Raw genomic sequence first — 15223 nt, 5'->3', positions numbered from 1 at the left:
ACCGAGATGACGAACAAGTGGGCGGGCCGCCGGAGCGAACGCGGCCAGGGACTGGTGCTTGGACTATTGCTGGGCGGAACCGGACAGGCCAAGAAAAAGGGGCGCGATGGCCCGACCGACAATCTGCTCGACATCGACGCCTATATCGAACAGGCGCAGCAGGCCGAACGCGGAAAGATCCACACGATCTTCCTGGCCGACGCTCTGGTTACCAGCGAAACCGCGCCGAAACCGGGGCTGGAGCCGGTTACGCTGTTGAGTGCACTGGCCGCGAAAACCGCGCGCATCGGCCTGATCGGCTCGATCTCGACGTCGTTCACCGAACCCTACAATCTCGCGCGGCAGGTGCTTTCGCTCGATCATATTTCCAGAGGGCGCGCCGGCTGGAATCTCGTCACGTCTTCGGCGGGGGAGAGGAATTTCGGCAAGCCTCTTCCTGCCCACGACGACCGCTATGCCGTCGCCGAAGAGTTTGCCGGCGTGGTGCAGGCGCTCTGGGAAAGCTGGGAGCCGGATGCGGTCAGCTATGACGACCGCGGTCGCCAGATCGTCGATGCCGGCAAGGTTCACCGTATCGACTGGAACAGCCGGCATTTTTCCGTCCAGGGTCCGCTCAACGTCTCCCGCAGCCCGCAGGACCGGCCGATCCTCGCCCAGGCGGGAACATCCACCGAGGGCAGGCAGCTCGGCGCACGGGTGGCGGACGTGATCTTCACCACGGGTCTGACGGAAACCGAGCCGTCGATCGATCTTTATCGCGATTTCAAGGCGCGCGCCTCTGCCTATGGCCGCTCGCCGGATTCGATCAAGATCCTTCCCGGCGTCGCCCCGGTCATCGGCTCCACCGACGAGGAGGCCAAGCGCTTCTGGCAGAAGGTCATTGACGACATCGATTTCGAGGAAGGACGCAAATCGCTCGCCGGCCAGTTCGGCGGCATCGATCTCGCCGAGCTTGAGCTCGATGACGAAATTCCGGTCAACGACCTGCCGCAGACGGCCGATATCCAGGGCCGCCGCTCGCGTTTCGGCGTGTTCCGAGACCTCATCGCAAGCGGCAAGGTGCGCACCGTACGCGATCTCATCATCTATCACTCCAGCGGCGCCGGTCACTGGTTCCCGATCGGCTCGGTCGAGAACATCGCCGATCAATTGCAGGATCGCTACGAGCGCGGCGCGACGGATGGCTTCAACTTCCTCGCCTTCACCCTCAAATACGAACTCGGGCTTTCCGCCGTCACGGATCACCTGATCCCCGAACTGCAGCGCCGCGGCATATTCCATCACGACTATCAGCACGAGACGCTCAGACAGAACCTCGGCGTGTGAGCCGGAAGATAGGGAAAAACAGATGACACGCTATGTTATCATCGGCGCCGGCGCAGTCGGCGCGAGCCTTGCGGCCCAGTTCGAGCTTGCCGGCGTCGAATACGCTCTCGTCGGCCGCGGCGCGCAGATCGGCCATATAAGGCAGCATGGGCTGAGCTATCAGCGGCCATCGGGCGTGCGGCAGATCAACCTCAACGCCTTCGACCTGTCCGAGCCACCGGAACTGACGCGTGATGACATCCTGCTTCTGACGGTAAAGGCGCAGGATGCGGTCGCGGCCCTGGCCTTCTGGTCATGGCGAGACGTCTCCGGTCCCGCCTTGACCGTGGCGGCGAGCCTGCCCGTTGTCACCTTCCAGAACGGGCTTGCCACCGAGGCGGCGGCACTACGGACATTCTCGCATGTCTACGGTGCCAGCATCCTCACGCCCGCGCGCTTTACTGAAACCGGCAAGGTCGTCGTTGGCGGCGATCCTCAGGCAGGCATCGTCACGGTCGGCCGGTTCCCGTCAGGGCGGGATGAAACGAGCGACCGCATCGCCGCGGATCTCAATCGTTCGGGATATCTCGCCGAGGCCAGTGCCGAGATCCGCCGCTGGAAATCGGCCAAGCTTCTTCACAATGTCCGCAATGCTCTCGAACTGTTCGACGGCACAGCCAATCTCAAGGACGAGGTCGGCGGCGCCCTGGTGGATGAGGCGCGGCGTGCATTGCAGGCCGCGGGCTACAAGCTTGCCACCCCTTCCGAGCGAACCATCGATATCTCGAACTGGCGGACGGCGCAGAACAGCGGCATCCAGCCGGGCCAACAATCGACCTGGCAGAGCTTTACGCGCGGCGCCTCGAGCGAGGTGGATTTTCTCAACGGCGAGATCGTTCTGCTCGGTCGCATTCACGGCGTCGCGACGCCCTATAACGAAGCCGTCCAGCAACTGGCGGGGGCGCTGGCGCAAAAAGGCAGCTTCTCCGTCCCACTTTCGCTTGACGCGGTCCTCTCGCTCGTCGACAACACAAAGCCAACAAGACAGACCGGTCTTGCTGCCGTAACGTGATCTGCATCGCCGGTCTCGGATTTCGAAACGATCAAGTCAAAGCGAAACCATGAGAGAAGCCATATCAGACCAGATCCTCAACGCCGCCGGAGCGCTCTTTTATCGCGAAGGCATAAGGGCGGTGGGGATAGATCGCATCATTGAGGAGGCCAATGTTGCCAAGGCAACTCTCTATCGGCATTTCCCCTCCAAGGACCATCTCGTCGCCGCCTATCTGCAGGCACGTCACGACCGGGTCATCCGGGCCTTGCGTGAGGTGCAGGACGCGGTGATGGCGCCGCGGGACCAGATAAAACTGATCTTCGAGCGTCTGCATGAAAAGGCCGACAGCCCGGAATTTCGCGGCTGTGCCTTCGCGCTTGCCGTTGCCGAACATGGCGATTCCGAACGCGTCGTTACCGTCGCGAGAACCCACAAGACGATGGTGAAGGACATATTCACCGCCATCATCGCGAGGACCGGTGTTCAGCCGGATCAGGCCGCCGCACATCTGTCGCTTCTGTACGAGGGCGCGCTCGCGACCGTCGCCGTCAATCGCGACCCGACGGCCGTACTCGTCGCACGGGATTGTGCTCTGGCCGTCTTCGATGCCACGGCACCCGCAAATCAGTCTTCCTGAAAGCATCCATACCATGACAAAGACCATCGACTACTTCTTCAGCGTCGGCTCACCCTGGGCCTATATCGGCCTTAAACCCTTTGCCGCGCTGGCAGCCGAGTACGGCGCGACGATCCGCCCGCATGTCATTCCTCTGATCGAGGACAATGGCGGCATCTACGCGCGCAACAGGCCGGAAGCACGCCGCGCCTATTGGACGACGGACCTGAAGCGGTGGGCGGCACTGCGTGGCAACGTACTCAGTTTCGACAACCGCGCCGCCCTGTCCGACCCTGGCCCGGCCGGTTTCATGATCGTTGCCGCCAGTGACGCGGGCCAGGACTGGCTGAAGCTGGCACTGGCGCTGCAGGAAGCCTTCTGGGGTCGCGGCGAAGATATCGGAAATGCCGATATTCGCCGGGCCATCGCGGATGCGGCCGGTTTCGATGGCGCGGCCCTCGATGAAAAGGGCCAGAGCGATGCGGTCCAGGCCATCCGTCAGGCCAGCTACGAGACCGCCAAGGCCGCCGGTGTCTTCGGACTGCCGACCTTCCTCTACGAGGGTGAACTCTATTGGGGGCAGGACAGCCTGCCGTTCCTCGAGCGCCACCTCAAGGGCGAGAAACTGGTCGCCTGACATCATGGCGGGGAGCGGCATCTCTCAGGCATGCCGTCTCTCCAGATATATTTCCGGAGTTTTTCATGTCACTTTCCCTGCCGGGCCCGCTCGTCTCCACGGATTGGCTCGCTGCCCATCTCGATCATCCCGATCTCGTCATCCTCGACGGATCCTTCAAGCTGCCGGGTGTAACGCCGATTGCGGCCGACGACTTCAAGGCGCGCCATATCCGCAATGCCCGGTTCTTCGATATCGACGCGATCGCCGATCACACCACCGCCCTGCCCCATATGCTGCCGTCCGCCGAAGCATTCGAGGCCCATGCGGCGGATCTCGGCCTGTCGAACAGCAGCGTGGTCGTGGTCTATGACACACCCGGCCTGATGTCGGCCGGTCGGGTCTGGTGGACGCTGCGGACCTTCGGTCACGACAAGGTCGCGGTTCTCGACGGTGGCCTGCGCAAATGGCTGGCGGAAGGTCGCCCGGTCACGGATGCGGTTGCCCTCGTCACCAAGGGGAACTTTCACGCGACGTTCGATGCTGCCGCCGTCCGCTCGAAAGCCGACGTGCTCGCCAATCTGACGAGTGGTGCCGAGCAGGTCATCGACGCCCGTTCCGCCGCCCGCTTCACGGCGGAAGAGAAGGAGGCACGGCCGGGCCTTCGCTCGGGTCACATCCCCGGCAGCTTCAACCTGCCTTTCAATGCGCTGACCGATCCCGAAACCGGCGAAATTCGCGACACCCAGGCCATCCGCGATGCCTTCGAGAACGCCGGGCTGGATCTGTCGGCGCCGGTCATTGCCAGCTGCGGTTCGGGCGTGACTGCCGGCGCGCTGGCCTTCGGCCTGCATCTCGTCGGCAAGGACGATGTCGCCATCTATGACGGCGCGTGGACGGAATGGGGTCAGCCGGGCGACACGCCCGTCGATACCGGTCCGGCATCACGAGGAGAAGCAAAATGAGCACCCTGCCCGCTTCGCTTGCCGAGACGCTGAGCAATCGCTTCGCCGATCGCCTGTCCGTGTCGCAGGCCCTGCGCGAACAGCATGGACGCGGAGAATCTCACCATACGCCGGCGATCCCGGATGCGGTTATCTTTGCCGAAACGACGGAGGAAGTCTCCGAAATCGTCCGCCTGTGTGCTGCCGCATCCGTGCCCGTCATCGCCTTCGGTGCCGGCACCTCGCTCGAAGGTCATCTGACGGCGGTGCGTGGCGGGATTTCCATCGATCTGTCCCGCATGTCGAATATTCGCCGCATCAGCGCCGAAGATCTCGACTGCACGGTCGAGGCGGGTGTGACCCGTGAACAGCTGAACGTGCATCTGCGCGATCTCGGCCTCTTCTTCCCGATCGATCCCGGCGCCAACGCCTCGATCGGCGGCATGGCCTCGACCCGCGCATCCGGCACCAATGCCGTGCGTTACGGCACCATGCGCGAAAACGTGCTGGGGCTGACGGTCGTCCTGCCGAACGGGAACATCATCCGCACCGGCGGTCGGGCGCGCAAATCGTCGGCAGGGTATGACCTGACGCGGCTTTTCGTCGGCTCGGAAGGCACGCTCGGCATCATCACCGAGGTGACGCTGCGACTTTACGGCATTCCGGAAACCATCTCGGCCGCAGTCTGCTCGTTCGAAAGCGTCGAGCAGGCGGTTGCTGCCGCCATTCAGGTCGTGCAGCTCGGCATTCCGGTCGCAAGGATGGAGCTGATGGACCGGGGTCTTATAAAGGCCGTCAACGCCTATTCCAACCTGTCGCTGAAGATCGAGGATACGCTTGCCTTCGAATTCCACGGTTCGCCGGCCGGCGTTGAGGAACAGGTGCAGATGGTCGAGGCCATCGTCGAAGAAAACGGCGGCCGGGATTTCGAATGGGCCAATGCTCCCGAAGACCGGAACCGGCTCTGGAAAGCACGTCATAACGCCTTCTACGCCGTCGTGTCCCAGCGCGAGAATGCCAAGGGCTGGTCGTCGGACGTCTGCGTACCCGTCTCGCAACTGAGCGGCTGCATCCTGAAGACGCGCGAATTGCTCAAAGATTGCACCGTACCGGCCGCCATCCTCGGCCATGTCGGCGACGGCAATTACCACGTCGTCTTCGCCGTCGATCCGGCCAACCAGACGGAACTCAATGAGGTCGCCGCGATCAATTCCAAAATGGTGGAACATGCCATTTCGGTCGGCGGCACATCGACAGGCGAGCATGGTGTCGGCACCGGCAAGATCAAATATCTGCGGGCGGAGCATGGTGATGCGGTGGACCTCATGGCCGTGATCAAGAATGCGATCGATCCGGCCGGGATCATGAACCCCGGCAAGGTCTTGCCGGGTTAGGTCGAACCGGCCACTATCGTCGTCATGCCGATCACCAGGGATACTGCCATGAATGCTTTCAAACCTCACAGTTCGCACTGGGGCGCCTTTTCGGGGCGGTATGAAGGCGGCAGGCTGGAGATCCTTCCACATCCGGGCGATCCCGATCCGTCACCGCTGCTCGGCAACATTCCGGCGGTTGCCGACAGCCCCGTACGCGTCAGGCGACCGGCGGTACGCCGCGGCTGGCTTGAAGGCAAGCCGGGCAATGCCGCGATGCGCGGCATGGACGACTATGTGGAAGTAAGCTGGCCGCAAGCGCTCGATCTCGTGGCGCAGGAACTCGGCCGGGTATATGGCGAATACGGTGCAAAGGCCGTCTTCGGCGGCTCCTACGGCTGGTCGAGCGCCGGTCGCTTCCATCACGCACAGAGCCAGATCCACCGCTTCCTCAACGTGCTGGGCGGCTATGTGCGATCCGTCAACACGTATAGTTCCGGCGCCGCATCCGTCATCATCCCGCATGTGCTCGGCCCTTACGACACATTCGACCGCAAGAGCGTGACCTGGGATGCGATCGAGCGCAGCACGGAACTGGTCATGGCCTTTGGCGGCATGGCGATCAAGAATGCCGATGTTCATGGCGGCGGCATCAGCAAGCACGTCGTGCGGCAGAAACTGGCAGGCGCGGCAGCACGCGGCGCTCGCTTCATCTCCGTCAGCCCGCTGAAGGACGATTTTCCGCACGGATTGAACGTCGAATGGTTGCCGATCACGCCGGGCACCGATGTGGCGCTGATGCTCGGTCTTGCCCATGTGCTGGTGACGGAGGGACTGCACGATCGCGGCTTTCTCGATCGCTACACGGTCGGCTACGACCGTTTCGAGGATTACCTTCTCGGGCGTAGCGATGGCGAGGCGAAAGACGCGGATTGGGCGGCGAAAATATGCTCGATCGAAGCCGGGACCATCCGCGAGATGGCCCGCCTGATGGCCCGTTCGCGCACGCTGATCACCGTCAGTCATTCCCTGCAGCGCGCCGATTACGGCGAGCAGCCGGTCTGGATGGGCATCGTTCTGGCCTCGATGCTTGGACAGATGGGGCTGGATGGCGGCGGTTATTCCTATTCGCTTGGCGCGCTCGGCAATATCGGCAAAAGCCAGCTGGCCGCGCCGCTGCCGACCCTCAACCAGTTCAAAAATGCCGTCGGGGATTTCATTCCGGTCGCCCGCATCGCCGACATGCTGCTCAACCCCGGAGCCGCGTTTCATTATAACGGCCAGTCGCTGCATTATCCGGATATCCGCCTCGTCTACTGGGCCGGCGGCAACCCGTTTCATCACCATCAGGATCTGAACAGGCTGCGCGCCGCCTTCCGCCGCCCGGACACGATCATCGTCCACGAGACCGCCTGGACCTCGACCGCCCGGCATGCCGACATCGTGTTGCCGGCGACGACCACGCTGGAGCGCGACGACATCGGCGCAGCCGACCGCGACGACCTGATGATCGCGATGAAGAAGCTGATCGAACCGGTCGGCGAGGCACGCGACGACTATGATATCTTTTCCGAAATCGCGCATCGTCTTGGAAAGGCGGAGAGCTTCACCGAGAACCGGACGAGCGCCGAATGGCTGGCTTTCCTGTTCGAGACCACGCGGGCAGCGCTCGACGCCGGTGGCCACGATGCTCCCGATTTCGAGGCGTTCTGGCAGCGGGGAGAGCTGCGGCTGCCGCTGAAGCCCGACGAAGGCGGTCCGGCGCGTGCTTTCCGGGAAGATCCGTCGGCCTCCCCCCTGCCAACGCCATCCGGCAGGATCGAGATCTTTTCGCGGACGATCGAGAGCTTCGGCTATGACGACTGTGCGGGGCATCCGCGGTGGTACCCCTCGCGAACCCAGGCCGGGTACGATTATCCTCTGCACCTCGTCTGCAACCAGCCGCACCAGCGGCTGCACAGTCAGCTCGATTACGGTGCCTTCAGCCGCTCGACGAAAATAAACGGTCGTGAACCTGTCCGTATCAACCCCACCGACGCGCAGGCGCGAGGAATAGCGGATGGCGATATCGTGCGGCTGTTCAACGAGCGCGGCAGTTGCCTTGCCGCGGCCGTGCTGAGCGCGGATGTGCGCCAGGGCGTGATGCAGCTTGCAACGGGCGCATGGTTCGAACCGGACGAGGTCTCGGCGGAGAATGCCATGTGCATCCATGGCAATCCGAACATTCTCACCCGTGACATCGGCACCTCGAAACTGGCCCAGGGCTGCACCGGACAGATCACGACGGTGGAGGCTGAACGATTTTCCGGCGAGCTTCCGCCGGTTCGTATCCTGGATCGGATGACCTTCGCGCAATAGGCGCGAGCCGCACAGGCAGCACCTTGGAAACGCGAATGCTAAAGCCCGGCAAAGGGCGCAGCAAAATAATCCACAAACTCGGTAGAAAAAGAATAACCAGTCTTTCTCTGAGGCCCTCCCCTGCTTAGGCTGTCCCTCGTGATAGTTATCAAGAACGAGAGGCTTGCTCCATGACCGGCATCAGCATCAGGATGTGCTTCGTTAAACGCGCTCCTCGATCGGTGCAGCCAATGTGTAGCTGCGCGACCGCGGTAGAGGCCCGCAGCCTCTGATCGGCCGGACGGCCTGATCCAGGAAGTTTCGAAATATCAATCAGTTGTTTCAGCTGCTCGGCATGGTGCCGGGCGGATACGGCTCCGTGCGCCCGGTTGGCAATGCTTGCAGATCGGGTCGCTGCGCGATGCCGGACCGTGCTGGAGCAACACGAGAACAATACCCCAATTCTCCAGGAGATCCCAATGACCGAACGTTCCTCCCTGTTTTCCCTTTCCCGGCGGCGCCTTCTCATCACCACATCGGTTGCGGCGGCCGTCGCTCTCGTCGCAACGATCGGCTTAAATCCGGTTCTGGCGGCCGACAGCCCGCGCGAGGGCGGCGACATCACCTTCCTGATCGACTCCCTCGGTGACACCTGGATCCCCAACAACAGCGCGATCTCCAGTTTCCAGGGCCACATCTGGGGCCATGTCACGGACAAGCTTCTCTATGTCGATGCGGACGGCAAGGTGACGCCCTGGCTGGCCGAGCGCTGGGAACAGAACGACAAGGCCACGGAATTCACGCTTCACCTGAAGAGTGGCGTGACCTTCTCCGACGGCTCCCCGCTCGATGCGGCTGCCGTCGTCGCCAATCTTGATATCTGGTATGCCGGCCGCAAGGCCGAAGGGATCAACCCGATCGGCCTCTTCCCCAAGACCTATGACCGCGCAGAGGCGGTCGATGCCTCCACCGTCAAGGTCTTCTTCAAGAAGCCGACGCTCGGCTTCTTGCCCACGCTCGGCTATCACGGCTCGATCCTCATTTCGCCGAAGAGCATCGCCCAACCGGCCTCCGATCAGGCAGATCTGAGCAAGACCGCCGGCAGCGGGCCTTACGTGGTCGAAAGCTGGAAGGAAGGCGATCACGTCACGCTGGTCAAGCGCAAGGACTATAACTGGGGGCCTGCGGCCGTCGGCCATACCGGACCGGCCTTCCTCGATACGATCACCTACAAGCTCGTCTCCGAACCCTCCCTGCGCGTTGCCTCCGTCCAGTCAGGGCAGGCCGATGTCGCCTACAACGCCTCCCCCCAGGAGCTGAAGTCGCTCAAGGATGAAGGCTTCAGCATCGCGACGCCGCGTTATCTCGGTTTCGTCAATGGCTGGGCCGTCAACACCAAGCTTCCGCCCTATGACGACGTGAAGGTTCGTCAGGCGCTGCAGGCCGGCATCGACCGGCAGGAGATCATCGATACGGTGTATACGCCGGACTGGCACCTCGCGACCTCCTTCATCCAGAGCAATGTCCCCGGCGCAACCGACCAGAGCACCCTTCTGGCCTATGATCCGGCGAAGGCCGAAAAGCTGCTGGACGAAGCCGGCTGGGTGAAGGCTGCGAACGGCATCCGCGCCAAGGACGGAAAACCGCTGACGCTGACGCTTCATTCCAATCCGTATCTGGCGACATCCAAATCGGTGGATGAACTGATTGCCCAGCAACTCGGAAAAATCGGCTGGAAGGTCGATATTCGCGCCTTCGACGTCGTCACCTATGGCGAGAAGGTCAAGTTCGGCGGCGCAGCCGTGCCCACCTACGAGGTGACGCGCAGCTTCATCGACGCCGGCACTGTTGCCGGTATTCTCACCAATGCCAACAATGGCGAGAACTGGTTTGCGCTTGATGAGCGTGATGCTCGGATCAATGACCTGCGCGACAGGATCGCCAGCGCCGGCACCCTCGATGAACGCAGCCCGCTTCTCGACGACCTCCAGAAACACGTCCTCGAACAGGGCTATTTCGTGCCGCGCACGCAGATTGTCCAACGCATCTATGTCCAGTCGCCGACGCTGAAGGGCGAGGTCTATAACGGCGTCGCCTATGCCAGCTATTACACGGCCTTCATCGCCGACTGACCCCTGTTTGAACCGATCAATGTGAGAGGGGTATCGGCGTGAGCAATACCTACCTGACCTATGCCGCAAAGCGGCTCGGGCAAGCGGTCGTCGTGATCCTGCTGGCCTATGTCTTCACCTTCGTCGTCGTCAGCATCCTGCCCGGCGACCCGATCACCAGCGTTCTGCGCAATCCCCAGAACGGGTTCAGCGAAGAGGAGATAGCGGAGATCATTGCGGCGCAAGGGCTGGACCAGCCGATCGTCGTGCAGCTCTGGAACTCGCTTTCCGGCTTTCTGACCGGCGATCTCGGCGTATCGATGCGTTCCGGCAGGCCCGTCTCGACGCTGATCGCGGAAGTCCTCCCTTCCACACTGATCCTCGCTTCCACCGGCCTTGCCGTCGCCATCGTTCTGGCGATGGCGGTCGCCTACGGCACCCAGTTCGTGCCCAAGCGCTATGGCCAGGGATTGCTGCGTGGCTTTCCCTCCCTCTTTCTCTCCGTGCCGAACTTCGTCATCGGCCTGGTGCTGATCCACGTGTTCGGCTTCCAGATAGGTCTCTTCCGCGTCATCAACCCGGACAGTTTCTGGGCGACGCTGTTTGCGGCGATCGCACTCGGCATTCCCGTATCGGCCCAGATCGCCGAGGTTCTGATCGCCAATCTCGACCGGGAAGCCGAGCAGGAATATGCAACCGTCGCCCGCAGCCGCGGCATCGGCCGCACGAGACTGTTCGCCACGCATCTGCTGAAACCCGCATCACTGCCCGTCGTCACGGTCATCGCATTGACCATCGGCGAGCTTCTCGGCGGCTCGCTGATCACCGAGACCGTGTTCGGCCGAACCGGCATCGGCAGCCTGGTACAGCGCTCGGTCAGCACGCAGGACCTTCCGGTGCTGCAGGCGATCGTTTCGCTCGGAGCGGTCGTCTTCGTCATCGCCAACCTTGTCGCCGACCTTCTCTATCCGCTGCTTGACCCGCGCGTGAAAATCCTTGGCGGCAGGAAACGCAACCCGACGACAGCTGACGACACGCGGATCGACGCGAGCAAGGCGGTGGCATCATGAGTTTTGCTTCGAATTCCGCAATCTCCACCAATCGAAGGCCGGGAAGCTGGCTGTCGGCCCTTCGCCTGCCGCCGAGCGTCGCAGCTTCGCTTCTGGTGATCGCCATCGTCATCGCCTGGTCGCTGGCGCCGGGACTGTTCACCCAGTACAGCCCTGTCGTCGGTGTACCGGCGGACAAGCTCCTTGGACCAAGCTGGAGCCATTGGTTCGGCACCGATCATCTGGGGCGCGATGTCTATGCCCGCGTGGTCTACGGCACCGCATCCTCCGTCTCCAGCGCGCTGGTGGCGGTCGTGATCGGCGTCGTTGCCGGCGGACTGATCGGCCTTCTGGCCGGTTTCCTCGGCGGCTGGGTCGACATCATTCTCGCCCGGCTGGTCGATGTACTGCTGTCCATCCCGAAATTCCTGCTGGCCGTGATCGTCGTCACCGCCATCGGCTTCGAGACGATCAATGCGGCGATTGCGACCGGCGTGTCGGCGGTGGCGATCTTCGCCCGTGTCGCCCGTGCTGAAGTCATCAAGACCCGGCAGGCCACGTTCGTCGAGGCTGCATTCCTCTCGGGCGGCTCGCGCGCCTTCATCCTCTGGCGGCACATCCTCCCGAATGCCTCCCGCTCGGTCCTGCCGCTGGCGGTCCTGCAGTTCGGCGAGTCTATCCTGGTGATCGCCAGCCTCGCCTTCCTCGGCTACGGCGATCCGCCACCGGCCTCCGACTGGGGCCTGCTGATCTCGATCGGCAAGGATTACCTCAAATGGCCTTGGCTCGTTTACGCGCCGGCCTTCATCACCATCCTCACCGTCCTCTCCGTCAACAGGATCAGCCGATGGCTTCGCAAAACAGACTGACCAACACGCTCATTCACGCCATCACGGTGCCGCCTGCGCCGCAGCCTGTTGCTGCACCGCTCCTGCAGGTCGACGGCCTGTCGGTTTCCTATGGCCGGCAGGAGGTCGTTCGCGGCGTCGGGTTCGATCTGGCGCGGGGAAAGAGCCTCGCGCTGATCGGTGAATCCGGCTCCGGAAAATCGACCATCGCCCGCGCCGTGCTTCGGCTTCTTCCCGGTGGCGCCAGAGCCGCTGGCCAACTGACGTTCGAAGGGCAGGATCTGCTGGCGCTGCCGGAACGCCGCTTCCGCCCCTTGCGGGGACGGGCCATCGGCTTCGTGCCGCAGGATCCGGGCAATGCGCTCAATCCCGTGCGTACGATCGGCGCACAGGCTATGGAAGCGGCCGCCTTGACCGAGGAACCGAACGCAGCCATCCGCAAGGCGCTCGTTCTTGAAACCTTTGCGCAGGTCGGGCTCGACAATCCGCAGCGGGTCTACGATTCCTATCCGCACCAATTGTCCGGCGGCATGCTGCAGCGTGTCCTGATCGGCCTCGCCGTGCTGCCGCGCCCGGCCCTGCTCGTCGCCGACGAACCCACATCGGCGCTCGACGTGACGATCCAGAAGCGAATTCTCGATCTGCTTTCGCGTCTGCAGAGCGATCTCGATATCAGCCTTCTGCTGATTACCCACGATCTTGCCATCGCGGCAGAACGGACCGATAGCCTCGTCGTTCTGAAGAACGGGGTCATTCAGGAATCCGGCAGAACGGCCGCAGTATTCTCGTCGCCCAATTCGGCCTATGCCAGAAAGCTGCATGCCGATGTCCCGGCGCTGAACCCGGATCGCTATGCGAGGCTGCGAGATCCGGCTCTGCGGCTGCGCAATGCGGGTGAGGCGCCGAAGATCGACGTCAAAGCGGTCACCAAGACGTTTGCGGTCGATGGCAAGGTTCTGACCGCAGTCGACGACGTGTCCTTCTCCGTTCCGCCCGGCACCACGCATGCGCTGGTCGGCGAATCCGGCTCGGGCAAGACGACGACGATCCGTCTTCTGCTTGGGCTGGAGGAACCGGATCATGGCGAAATCTCGGTAGCCGGAGAACGGTTGTCCGGTCGCTCGCCTCAATCGCTTCGCTCAGCCTGGCGTCATCTGCAACTGGTCTACCAGAACCCGTTCACCTCTCTGGACCCGACCTGGACCGTCGAAAATCTGGTGCGCGAACCTCTCGACCGGTTCAAGATCGGCAGTCCGAAGGAGAGAGCCCAGCAGGTGCGTGAAGCACTTGCCAATGTCGGGCTTGGGGAACACCTTCTCGCCCGCAGGCCGGCGGCGCTGTCGGGCGGCCAGCGGCAACGCGTGGCGATCGCCCGTTCGCTGGTGCTGAAGCCGGACGTGATTGTTCTCGACGAACCGACATCCGCCCTCGATGTCAGCGTTCAGGCCGATATCGTCGAGGTCCTCCTGTCGCTGCAGGCGAAGCTCGGGCTCACCTACATCTTCGTCTCGCATGATCTGGCGCTCGTTCGCCAGCTTGCACACACGGTGTCGGTCATGCAGCGCGGCAGTATCGTCGAACATGGCGCGGTCACCGACATATTCAGCAATCCGCAGCACCCCTACACCGCCACCCTGCTGCAATCCATCCCCTCGGGCATCTCAGCCTCCACACCGGCACGGCCGCAGAAATCCCGGCCTATCCTGCGAGAGGAGCGGTTCGCATGACCATCGCTCTTCCGCTCGACCCTCCGTCCGCAGCGTTTCGTCCCAAACAGCGCCTCGGCTTCAACACAAGGGTCTCGTTCAACGACGATGCAGGACCGGCACAAGGCCTGCGCGAGGGTATCGAACTCTTCAGGCAGGCAGAACAGCTCGGCTACCAATCCGGCTGGGCCTATCAACGGCATTTCGACCACTATCTTTCCTCGCCGCTGCCGTTCTTTGCCGCTGCCGGTCAGCATACCAGCCGCATCACACTCGGCTCCGCCGTAATCCCCATGCGCTATCAGGATCCTATCCTGCTTGCCGAAGCGGCTGCGACGACGGATCTGCTGATCGGAGGCCGGCTCGAACTTGCCATCTCGACGGGCGCCAACGGAGCATTCGATGCGGTGTTCGGCACTGTCGACAGCGATGCGCGGACCGAAGCAAAGCGCCGCCAGACCCGGTTTCTCTCCGCATTGTCGGGTGAGGTCCTGCATACCGTCACAGAGCAGGGTCAGGGCGCACCGCTGGGTGCTGATCTGCGTGTCACGCCGCACAGTCCCACCCTTCGCTCCCGCATCCGTCAGGGGTCGGCCAGCACGGGTTCGGCGCTACAGGCCGCCGAACTCGGGATCGGGCTTATCTCCGGCACCGTTCAGCATGATCAGGCGGATGGCGAGACGTTCGGGCAGTATCAGGCCCGCATCATCGAAACCTACCGGACGAACTGGCGGCGGATCTGGGCAACGGAGCCGCCACCGGTTGCGGTCGCCGCGTCCATCCTTGTCGGCACAACACCCGACCTGCGCGAAAAATATGCCGCTTATGATCTGGAGCGCCGCACCAAAGGCATCGCGGCCTCCCGTCCCAAGGGCGCGCTCGAACCACCCGGCACCCCGGCCGGCGCACAGATTTCGCCGGTCTTTCAGGGCACGCCCGATCAGGTGATCGAGGCTGTCTTCAACGATCCGGGCCTGGCCGCCGCAGACGAGATCGTACTGTTCCTGCCGCCTGCATTCGGGCTTGCCGAAAACCTGCGTCTCCTCGCAGATCTCGCGCAGACCGTTGCACCAGCCTTCGGATGGCAGTCCGCCTCGCAGCGCTGACCGTATCGAGCGGGCACAGGCCGCGATAGCGGTCGGAGCATCTACGTCCCGTATCCTGGCAGAGAATATTTTCTACATAATCGATAGAAAAAGAACGGTCTGTCTTCCTCATCGAATGTCCCCCGAATAACCTCCCAAGCATTGATCGGCAATTTCAA

General features: G+C 62.8%; 12 protein-coding genes. All 12 read left to right on the top strand.

What is annotated here, in order from left to right; genetic code table 11:
* The first annotated feature begins 6 nt into the window (after nt 1–6).
* The 12 genes from AC0JZ4_RS08160 (at nt 7) to AC0JZ4_RS08105 (ending at nt 15065) form a co-directional block, all read left to right on the top strand.
* Nucleotides 7–1326, top strand: coding sequence for an NtaA/DmoA family FMN-dependent monooxygenase (locus tag AC0JZ4_RS08160; protein WP_471885882.1), 1320 nt, complete (start codon nt 7–9; stop codon nt 1324–1326).
* 22 nt (nt 1327–1348) lie between these two features.
* On the top strand, nt 1349–2377 hold the full coding sequence (locus AC0JZ4_RS08155) for a ketopantoate reductase family protein (RefSeq protein WP_471885881.1): 1029 nt from the start codon (nt 1349–1351) through the stop codon (nt 2375–2377).
* A gap of 49 nt (nt 2378–2426) precedes the next feature.
* Nucleotides 2427–2996, top strand: a complete 570-nt coding sequence (locus tag AC0JZ4_RS08150; protein WP_471885880.1) for a TetR/AcrR family transcriptional regulator — start codon at nt 2427–2429, stop codon at nt 2994–2996.
* Nucleotides 2997–3009: 13 nt separating this feature from the next.
* Complete coding sequence (locus tag AC0JZ4_RS08145; RefSeq protein ID WP_471885879.1) at nt 3010–3612, top strand: DsbA family protein; 603 nt, start codon at nt 3010–3012, stop codon at nt 3610–3612.
* A gap of 65 nt (nt 3613–3677) precedes the next feature.
* Nucleotides 3678–4556, top strand: coding sequence for a 3-mercaptopyruvate sulfurtransferase (sseA, locus tag AC0JZ4_RS08140; RefSeq protein ID WP_471885878.1), 879 nt, complete (start codon nt 3678–3680; stop codon nt 4554–4556).
* Nucleotides 4553–5929 carry an FAD-binding oxidoreductase gene (locus AC0JZ4_RS08135; protein WP_471885877.1) on the top strand — a complete coding sequence of 459 codons (1377 nt, stop codon included), beginning with the start codon at nt 4553–4555 and terminating at the stop codon, nt 5927–5929. The genes sseA and AC0JZ4_RS08135 overlap by 4 nt, the downstream gene beginning before the upstream one ends.
* 48 nt (nt 5930–5977) lie before the next feature.
* Nucleotides 5978–8266, top strand: coding sequence for a molybdopterin-dependent oxidoreductase (locus AC0JZ4_RS08130; RefSeq protein WP_471885876.1), 2289 nt, complete (start codon nt 5978–5980; stop codon nt 8264–8266).
* A 458-nt stretch (nt 8267–8724) separates the two neighbouring features.
* The gene (locus AC0JZ4_RS08125; RefSeq protein ID WP_471885875.1) at nt 8725–10377 is read left to right on the top strand and encodes an ABC transporter substrate-binding protein; all 1653 of its coding nucleotides are present in this window, start codon (nt 8725–8727) and stop codon (nt 10375–10377) included.
* A 38-nt stretch (nt 10378–10415) separates the two neighbouring features.
* Nucleotides 10416–11426 carry an ABC transporter permease gene (locus tag AC0JZ4_RS08120; RefSeq protein ID WP_471885874.1) on the top strand — a complete coding sequence of 337 codons (1011 nt, stop codon included), beginning with the start codon at nt 10416–10418 and terminating at the stop codon, nt 11424–11426.
* Nucleotides 11423–12274, top strand: coding sequence for an ABC transporter permease (locus AC0JZ4_RS08115; RefSeq protein ID WP_471885873.1), 852 nt, complete (start codon nt 11423–11425; stop codon nt 12272–12274). The genes AC0JZ4_RS08120 and AC0JZ4_RS08115 overlap by 4 nt, the downstream gene beginning before the upstream one ends.
* Complete coding sequence (locus tag AC0JZ4_RS08110; RefSeq protein ID WP_471885872.1) at nt 12253–13980, top strand: dipeptide ABC transporter ATP-binding protein; 1728 nt, start codon at nt 12253–12255, stop codon at nt 13978–13980. The genes AC0JZ4_RS08115 and AC0JZ4_RS08110 overlap by 22 nt, the downstream gene beginning before the upstream one ends.
* Nucleotides 13977–15065, top strand: coding sequence for an LLM class flavin-dependent oxidoreductase (locus AC0JZ4_RS08105; protein WP_471885871.1), 1089 nt, complete (start codon nt 13977–13979; stop codon nt 15063–15065). Before AC0JZ4_RS08110 ends, AC0JZ4_RS08105 begins: the two co-directional genes overlap by 4 nt.
* Nucleotides 15066–15223: the final 158 nt, after the last annotated feature.

Source organism: [Rhizobium] kunmingense (assembly GCF_977018605.1).
This window is presented reverse-complemented; position numbering and strand designations above follow the sequence as displayed.

Excerpts from the sequence above, each read along its gene's own strand:
- AC0JZ4_RS08105 (WP_471885871.1), top strand. The coding sequence starts at position 13,977 with ATGACCATCGCTCTTCCGCTCGACCCTCCGTCCGCAGCGTTTCGTCCC.
- AC0JZ4_RS08150 (WP_471885880.1), top strand. The coding sequence starts at position 2,427 with ATGAGAGAAGCCATATCAGACCAGATCCTCAACGCCGCCGGAGCGCTC.
- AC0JZ4_RS08160 (WP_471885882.1), top strand. The coding sequence starts at position 7 with ATGACGAACAAGTGGGCGGGCCGCCGGAGCGAACGCGGCCAGGGACTG.
- AC0JZ4_RS08155 (WP_471885881.1), top strand. The coding sequence starts at position 1,349 with ATGACACGCTATGTTATCATCGGCGCCGGCGCAGTCGGCGCGAGCCTT.
- AC0JZ4_RS08110 (WP_471885872.1), top strand. The coding sequence starts at position 12,253 with ATGGCTTCGCAAAACAGACTGACCAACACGCTCATTCACGCCATCACG.
- sseA (WP_471885878.1), top strand. The coding sequence starts at position 3,678 with ATGTCACTTTCCCTGCCGGGCCCGCTCGTCTCCACGGATTGGCTCGCT.
- AC0JZ4_RS08135 (WP_471885877.1), top strand. The coding sequence starts at position 4,553 with ATGAGCACCCTGCCCGCTTCGCTTGCCGAGACGCTGAGCAATCGCTTC.
- AC0JZ4_RS08145 (WP_471885879.1), top strand. The coding sequence starts at position 3,010 with ATGACAAAGACCATCGACTACTTCTTCAGCGTCGGCTCACCCTGGGCC.
- AC0JZ4_RS08115 (WP_471885873.1), top strand. The coding sequence starts at position 11,423 with ATGAGTTTTGCTTCGAATTCCGCAATCTCCACCAATCGAAGGCCGGGA.
- AC0JZ4_RS08130 (WP_471885876.1), top strand. The coding sequence starts at position 5,978 with ATGAATGCTTTCAAACCTCACAGTTCGCACTGGGGCGCCTTTTCGGGG.
- AC0JZ4_RS08125 (WP_471885875.1), top strand. The coding sequence starts at position 8,725 with ATGACCGAACGTTCCTCCCTGTTTTCCCTTTCCCGGCGGCGCCTTCTC.